The sequence below is a fragment of the Leptospirales bacterium genome (assembly GCA_019694655.1).
GTDB lineage: Bacteria > Spirochaetota > Leptospiria > Leptospirales > Leptonemataceae > SSF53.
Genome location: JAIBBN010000031.1, coordinates 1 through 7,161 on the forward strand (window position 1 = coordinate 1; position 7,161 = coordinate 7,161).

Sequence of the window (7,161 nt, forward strand, 5' to 3'; positions counted from 1 at the left end):
GGTGAACCTTTTCCTGGATATAAAGCGGCGGGGCGTGGACCACCAGATCGGACCAGTCCTGTTCGTCTTTGCCGCGCCAGACCAACTGCGGATCCAGATCGCGGTTGCGCCGCTCATAGGCGACGCGGAGCGGCGTCTTGTCCTGCTCCTGCATCACTGATTCGAATTCCGCCGTCGGAATATTGGGACGACGGGCGGAACTGTGCTTCAAGGTCTCGACGGATTTTTTGGAAGATTTGGCCATTTTGTTCTTCTCGATTGTCGATTCAATTCCAGGCGTTCGGTTTAGTGATCATCCCATGGGAATCTCTTAATTCCAATGGCAGCTGGAAGCGGGCGGCGACGCCCCTCCGCAGCTGCTTGAAAAATAGGGCGTGCTTGTGAAGCTCACGGCTGGCGCGTTGTTGCTGAGGATTTAGAATGCCGATTTTCTTGTTCAGCTCGTTCTTGATAATGGCAAGAGCTTCGGAAAAATCCGAGTCGTTCGAGACCAGAACAGCAAGGTCGTATCTGTCCTGGAAAGCATCGTGGAGCATATGAACGGCCAGATTTACATCCGACTTTTTCTCTTCTGTTTTGATGACTTCAACGAAACCTCCCCCATCCGCGCGCGGCATCCTGACTGGATGCGAAAGGAAGTGACCAAAGACCACCTCTATGTCTGAAAAAGTCTGGAGCGCCCGCAGATAGGTCTCCTGGCGTATAGCCTGCTGTGGATCGGAAGGTTTAGAAATAATGCGCGCGGTGAAATATTTGATTCGGTCTACCGGGTTTTTTGCTGGATCGAGGTAGGCGCGACACAGAGCGCCAATGTCCAGCCATTTGTAAGCTGTCCTGCGCACAAGTCCGTAGTAGAGATTGAAGCCGTCGATGTAGACCCGAGTCCGCAGGGGCTTCATGGGCGCCCCCAAAAAAGCAAAGGCCAACCGAATGGCTGGCCTTGCGCCCGCCGCCGAAGCAAACGGGGTGATATGTCACCATTTTCGGTCCGGAGCAACAAGGCGGCGAGCACTAATTGGACCAAAAAAACCCTTTCTGAAAAATCGCGATTTGCTGGCCAGTCGTAGGCCTGTCTGCCGGAATTCACCGGCGCGCCTCGGTTCGAACCGACTTCAGAAACGCATCGAATTCGCGGTCCATCTCGTGAACGTCGCGGAATTCTATGAAATCCCAGCGCCCAAACCGGCCCAGATTGTTAACGCCCGGAACCCAGAAATTCTTCATAGTATTGGCTTTGTCAATGGCATCCTCGCCGCGATAGCCCTTAACCTCTACCACCAGATTCAGCGGGTCCGCATTTCCGTCGTTGATGCGTACCAGAAAGTCCGGGATGTAGCGGCGGACTCCGCCGCCAGTACGATACGGGACCTCCAGACCCAGGTTCTGATTCTTGACATAGCAGATGACTTCCTCGCGGCCTTCCGCCAGCCGACAGAACTGGGCCTCCCAGTCGCTATCGATGGCAACAGCATTTACATGGCACTTGCGCGGGTCCGTGCGATACGTCGTCTTTGTCGTACTGAAGTTGATGGCGCGTGTAGATCCCAGGGGACTGGAATGGTCAACGATCGCCAGAACCTGCTGCTGGCTGCCGCCCGCTTGCGAGATAGCAGCGCGTATCCGCTCCGCAGCGCGATCGGCGATTTCTGGATAAAGAACTTGCGCCGCCTTGGTTTCCCCTGAGCAGCGCAGATAGCCGCCGCTAATCCATTGCCCAACAATTGCGCGCAGCTGGCCAAACAAATGCAGCTTTGGCGCGTCATCGGGATCGCGAAAATTGCGCAGCAACAGGTGATGCGTCAATTTCCATTCAATCTCGGCCGGCCGCATCGCTTCCAGATGTTCCATAGTCAGCTCAATGCGTTCGCCGATGATCGCGCTGTTTCTCGTGATCGACGGACCCACCAGTTCCGGCGTCAGGCGCAATGTGCAATCATCTGAGAACTTTGCTTCGAGACGCTCTGCGGGCAATTCAAGGCGGTAGCCTACAACACGCGGATAGATAATTTCACGATCGTCGCGCTCCGGGCTGACGGCATAAACTGAAGTCGCCTTGCGCGGAGCGCGCGCCTCCGCGGCCACTGGCTCCGCTGTAAACGCAAAGGGAATCCCAAGAATATCCGCGTATTCGACGCGCATCTTGCCATCTTCCGCCGGCTCGTAACTTTGACGCCGAAGCGCTCGCCCGACCACCTGCTCGCAAAGCAATTGCGTACCAAAGGCGCGAACGCCCAGGATGTGCGTCACAGTATTGGCATCCCAGCCTTCTGTCAGCATCGAAACGGAGACGACGCAGCGCACTGTCTCCCCCAGACGCCCTTCGCGCCCAACTGTATTCATGACTTCTCGCAATATATCAGCGTCACTGAGCTTATCAGCTTCTTCGCGCGAACCGCCGCGCAGTTGAAATTCTCGCCGAAACTGCTCCAGCTCCATGTACGCGGCTTCTCGAAAGCCCGCATCGAGAGCGTCGCCGGATTCCAGCTGCTCACTATCAATCAAAAGCGTATTTGGTCTGGGCAGACGCCTTCCCTCAGAATCGTAGTTTTGAAACAGCTTGAATGCGCCCTGCGTCGCCCTACGTTGACCTTCGATGTCGCGTTCAAAACCGGCTATGTAGTCATAGATCATTTTGGAAGCGCTTGTATTGCTGGCGACGATGATAAACACCGGAGGAACGCCAATTGCCGCTTGCTCCCACTGCAAAAAGGTCTTTTCGTAATGTCCGTAGAGCGCGTTGAGTGCAGTCAGCAGTTCAGCTGGCATACGACCTGCCGGATCGGCCGGATCTCCTTTGGAGCGGGCCCCCTTTGGCATCCGCGATCCAATATGATCCCAGAGATTGCGCAGCTTCGGCATGTCGCCGCCCGGCACATTGTCCGCTATGGGAATCCGCGGCAATTTGACGATGCCCGATTCAATTGCATCCATCAGTGAAAAATCGGAAACGGTCCAGGGGAACAGAGATCCCTCAGCGTAGCCGGATCCCCGTAGAAAAAAGGGCGTTGCCGAAAGATCAACTACGCGGCGAATTCCCAGCTTGCGCTTGACGGTTTCCAGTCCGGAAATCCAGAGCCGAGCGGTCTCATTGTTTCGATTCGCCTCGTCGCGATCTTCTTTGCTGAGGCTTTCGGCGCCCGAGACCGGCTTTTCGCGATAGCAATGGTGCGCCTCATCGTTGAGGGCGAGGATATTGCGCATGCCCATCAACTCTTTCATGACTCGACGAATCATTTCGCCGTCGGTCTCCGTCGTCTGCAGGGCAGGCCCTCGCCCCTGCAACAAGGCGCGGGTACCTCTTGCTGCTTCGAACTTTTCTCGCAGGCGAAAGGCATGATAGTTCGTAATGACCACTTCTGCGCGATCGAGATCGCCGCGATACTCGGCTGGAACCAGTTCGCGCTGGACATAGTAGCTGTTCGGGTCGTTGGGCAATAGAACGCGCAACCGATCCTTAATGGTGATTCCCGGAGTGACTATGAGAAAGCCGCGCGTAAAGCTTTTGCTCTGCGGATAGCGAACCGCATTGATTGTCTGCCATGCTATGATCATCGCCATGACGGTTGTCTTTCCCGCGCCGGTGGCAAGTTTCAGTGCGATTCGCTGCAGTTCTGGATTCGCAGCGGCATTTGCGGCGTTGATGTGGTCAGTAAGTCGATGATACAGTCCGCTTCTGGCCAGGCTGGGGGCGACCTCCGTAAGCCAGATCAGGGTTTCGACTGCTTCAAGTTGACAGAAGAACGGTCGTGCATTCTGAAATTCATGATGCCGCCAGTATTCAAGCAGCCGCGCTGTTTCAGACGTAACATCCCAATCTTTTCTCGGAAACCCTCGCCATTGATCGACCTGAGTACGCACCTGATTGATTATTGGATAGGGATCGTACTCTTGCTCGGCCGTGTCTACGCCCGGAGATGTGCTCAATCCTAGCTTCGGCTGTCCCTTATCTTTGCTCCGCTGCTTTTGCGGCTGAGGAATTGGAGTAATCAAGCGGGCTTGCCGCCTTGAGTCGATAATCTTCCCAGTTGGTTGGCCGTCGCTATCCAGTTCCCAGTGCCGACCGGGATACTCGTAGGCGGAATTCAGGACCGGAGCTTCAAAGAATTGCTCGACCATCGGCAGGACTAGCGCTGCGCAGTATCATCGATTTGTAAAGCCTCTTCCCCTAAGGAATTGAAGGAAAGCGAAGTAGAGTGGCGTTTCGCGGCGAGCGCGCGCCGAGACTCTCCGCGGCTCCGCACGGCGAGCGCTCTCTTTCGGACAATCTCAAGGCTCCGCGAACTCCTCAAGCGGACGCCGCCAAACGCCGCTTCCCCAGGTTCCCGCAAAAAGATAGGAACCGCTCACGACAAGCGACTGCACCTCGGAATCCGCCAGGCCCCCGCTGACCGACCTCCAGCTTGCGCCGTTGTCGCACGACAAAAACAGGCCGCGCCGTGTGCCGGCAAAAAGTTTCGAAGCGCTCACCGCAAAAGTAGCAACAAAGAGGTCTGTCAGGCCATTGTTGACGGCTCTCCAGCTTGCGCCGCTGTCGGTGGAAAGAAACACGCCGCCGCCCCAGGTTCCCGCAAACAAATTCGAAGCGCTCACGGCAAGAGTTCTAACGTTGGTTTCCGTCAAGCCGTTGTTGATGGCCCGCCAGTTTGCGCCGCTATCCGCAGAGGAAAATACGCCACCATCAGTACCTGCATAAAGTTGAGTTCCACTCAGGGCCAGAGATCTGACATGCAGATTGCTCAGACCGCTAGTAACAGACTGCCAACTTGCGCCGTTGTCCGTGGAGAGAAATACGCCACCCTCAGTGCCAGCATAAAGTTGAGTTCCACTCAGGGCCAGAGATCTAACATTCAGATTGCTCAGGCTGCTATTGACGGTCCGCCAGCTTACGCCGTTGTCTGTGGAAAGCAGTACGCCGCCCCCGGTCCCGGCATAGAGATGGGGAGGACTTGAAGCAAAGGATCCAACGTATAAGTTCGCCTGGCTGATATCGAGACGCTTCCAGTTTGCTCCGTTATCAGTGGACGAAAAGAGTCCGTCGCCTGCGCCCGCAAAAAGTCCTGAGCCGCTGGCAGCAAGTGAAAGGACCTCTGCGCTTGTCAGGCCGTGAGTGGCGGCCCGCCAGCTTGCACCGCTATCGGCGGAACGAAACACGCCGCCGCCCCGGACGCCGGCATAGAGATTGGCGCCGCTCACTGTAAGAGCCTCGACTTGCCTGTTGCTCAGCCCGGCATTCACAGCCCTCCAGTTTGCGCCGTTGTCCGTGGAAAGAAACACGCCGCCGCCCCAGGCGCCTGCAAAGAGATTTGGTCCGCTTGCTGCGAGAGCCTCGATGCGCCTGTCGGTGAGCCCGCTGTTGACCGCCCTCCAGCTGAAGCCATTGTCAGCGGACAAATAGACGCCGTCGCCGTAAGTCCCCGCAAATAGATTTGAACCGCTTACAACAAGCGAGCGTACGGTTGCATCGTTTAAGCCTGCATTTGCCGCCCGCCAGCTTGCGCCATTGTCCGTGGAAAGATAAACGCCCGTGCGTGTCCCCGCGTAAAGCTTCCCGGCGTGCGCCGCCAGCGATTGAACCTCTGCGTCGGGCAAGCCGCTGGCGACCGACTTCCAGCTTGCACCGTTGTCGGCAGAAAGAAAGACGCCGCCCGCCTCAGTCCCTGCATAGAGATTGGCGCCGCTCACGGCAAGCGAACGTACCTGTCTGTCACTCAGCCCCGTATTGACGGCTCTCCAGCTTGCGCCGCCATCGACGGATAGAAACACTCCGCCGCCCAACGTACCCGCAAAGACATTCGAACCGTTTGCGACAAGCGAGCGCACATGTCTGTTGCTCAGCCCTGTATTTACGGCTCTCCAGCTTGCGCCGCCATCGACGGATAGAAACACGCCGCCGCCCCAGGCGCCGGCGTAAAGATTCGGACCATTCACGGCGAAGCAGCGAATTGTGCCGCCGACGGGTCCGTTGGTTTGAATCCATTGCGCTTGCAGGCCTCGCCCCGCAAGCAAGAAGACGAAAAAGTAGATTGCAAGCAGAGCTCTCATAGCTGCGCCAAACTCCTGTCGCGCCAGCAGACCGAAACTTGCCTGTCAGATGCCAGGGGCCAGGGAATTTTGTTTCTATGACTCGCAACTTTCTGGCAACCCGAAGGCGGCAGTCTGCCTGAATGCAGGCTCTCAACTCTGCGGCGCCAGCGCCAGCAATTGACGCTGCAGTTCGTCGGCCAAACTTTCCATGGCCTCGTCTTTGGCGTCTGCCGTAAGCTCATCTTCGTTCGTTAGTGCGTAGGGCCGCGTGGAGCTGCGTTCCGCTTCAGCGCTGGCGGAGGCCAGCAATACCCCGCTGCGCACGTCCCATACGCTGGCCCGTGCAGTGAATAGCACGCTGCGGTGCGAGCCCGGCGCCAGCCAGCAGCCGACCACTGTGAGATAGAACACGGCCCGCGCATTGGCCTCCTCCTTCACCTGGGCCTCGCCGCTGACTACGGCCACAGCGTCCGCTCCATAGCGCGCCGCCATCTGGCGAATTTCGTCCAGCCGAGGTCGTTCGGTAAAGGCAAGTGCGGCCAGGTCGGCATGCAGAGCCAGGATCTCCGGGTCCACCACGAACATCGCAGAAATCAGCCGTTCCTCGCGCAGAGACTCGGCCATGGCCAGAGTTTGATCACGATCGGCGGTGGAGAAGCGCCAGCCATACCCTGAATTGAGAAAAACCACGCCAAGCTTAAATTGCGCCGGAAGACGAGGACGTTCGCGCAATAGCGTTTCGATCTCGGCATCATTGGCGCGCAATTGCCCCGCAGGCGTTGGATCGATGCTGCCGCGTGTGTAGCCGCTGCTACAAGCAGCGGCGGCAACCAGCGCCGCGTGAATCAGGAAAAGAGCGAACGGTATTGCAGGTGCACGGTCCAATCTCAAGACCCCAGGGATTCAGACTGGCCGCCGCTGCGCGAAGTTCGTACTTTTCAAGACGCCACGTTGCATTTCCCCTTGCCGCCAGTGGCGGCCTGAAAAAATTAGTCGTTGGACTAAATCCCAAAGCGGGCCTGCTGCATGATCGAACGCCTTCTGCACTACTTCATTCGCTCCCAGCTCCTGATCTGGCTGGTCATTGTCGGTCTGCTACTGGGGGGACTGATGGCCCTCTTCGGGTTGCAGCGCGAG

The 7,161-nt window shown here is 57.4% G+C and carries 5 protein-coding genes; all 5 read right to left on the reverse strand.

Going from position 1 to position 7,161, the window contains the following annotated elements; genetic code table 11:
* On the reverse strand, window positions 1-244 hold a 244-nt coding region (locus tag K1X75_18210; GenBank protein MBX7060001.1), incomplete at its 3' end, for a hypothetical protein.
* A 22-nt stretch (window positions 245-266) separates the two neighbouring features.
* Window positions 267-899 (reverse strand): NYN domain-containing protein, encoded by a 633-nt coding sequence (locus K1X75_18215; protein MBX7060002.1) that lies wholly within the window; start codon window positions 897-899, stop codon window positions 267-269.
* A 184-nt stretch (window positions 900-1,083) separates the two neighbouring features.
* Window positions 1,084-4,116 (reverse strand): DEAD/DEAH box helicase family protein, encoded by a 3,033-nt coding sequence (locus K1X75_18220; protein MBX7060003.1) that lies wholly within the window; start codon window positions 4,114-4,116, stop codon window positions 1,084-1,086.
* A 150-nt stretch (window positions 4,117-4,266) separates the two neighbouring features.
* Window positions 4,267-6,042, reverse strand: coding sequence for a hypothetical protein (locus tag K1X75_18225; protein MBX7060004.1), 1,776 nt, complete (start codon window positions 6,040-6,042; stop codon window positions 4,267-4,269).
* A gap of 132 nt (window positions 6,043-6,174) precedes the next feature.
* On the reverse strand, window positions 6,175-6,909 hold the full coding sequence (locus tag K1X75_18230; GenBank protein ID MBX7060005.1) for a hypothetical protein: 735 nt from the start codon (window positions 6,907-6,909) through the stop codon (window positions 6,175-6,177).
* Between the last annotated feature and the right edge of the window lie 252 nt (window positions 6,910-7,161).